The 569-nt window shown below is 35.5% G+C and carries 1 protein-coding gene and 1 pseudogene; one reads left to right on the top strand and one right to left on the bottom strand.

The features are described 5' to 3' along the window. Positions 1-97 (top strand): annotated as a pseudogene (locus LPKJCM_RS12930) (IS5/IS1182 family transposase); the annotation flags it as partial. Positions 98-105: 8 nt separating this feature from the next. Here LPKJCM_RS12930 and LPKJCM_RS07740 read toward each other — a convergent pair. After that, positions 106-378, bottom strand: a complete 273-nt coding sequence (locus tag LPKJCM_RS07740; RefSeq protein ID WP_087069593.1) for a hypothetical protein — start codon at positions 376-378, stop codon at positions 106-108. Positions 379-569: the final 191 nt, after the last annotated feature.

Below are 569 nucleotides of genomic sequence, written 5' to 3'. Positions count from 1 at the left end.
ATTGTCGGCGACTGTGGAAAATTGTGAGCGTCAATTAACCACCAGTCTGCAAATGGTCGTTTTAGCGTTTTTAGCACTATTACTTAAGAGATTTTAGACAGCTTCTTAGGTGGACCGTTTTTTATATTTAGCTGGCTTTTTAGTGTTGACATAATCGGCAAATATTTTTAAAAGTTCCTCGGTTTGTTCGACCGATAGGTTATCAGCTTGAAAGTATTTTTCGAGCAAAGCCCCTTTTTGAATTAATCGGCGAGAACGGGCTTTGCGGGCTTGCCGATTTTCGTAGTATTTAGATTGCCGTAATTTAAAATCTTCTCGCTCAATTTTTTGTTTTAAACGCGCTTGTTGCTCAACCAGTTTTTCATATTGATTAGGCATAGTCATTACCACCTAATTATTATCGGTTATTTTGAGCTTGATTTAAAAAGGCGGCAACTTTTTTAGCAATCATTTTAATCTGTGGAGTGGTAAGTGTCCCATAATCCAAATTGGCTGATCTAATGATTTGCTTACAGAGATTTTGTTCAATTTTATTTTTTTCAGCTTTAATCTTTTGATTAAGCTGTTTT

The sequence above is a fragment of the Lentilactobacillus parakefiri genome (assembly GCF_002157585.1).
GTDB classification, from domain to species: domain Bacteria; phylum Bacillota; class Bacilli; order Lactobacillales; family Lactobacillaceae; genus Lentilactobacillus; species Lentilactobacillus parakefiri.
Note: the sequence above shows the minus strand (reverse complement) of the source record. Positions and strands in the feature narration are given on the sequence as shown.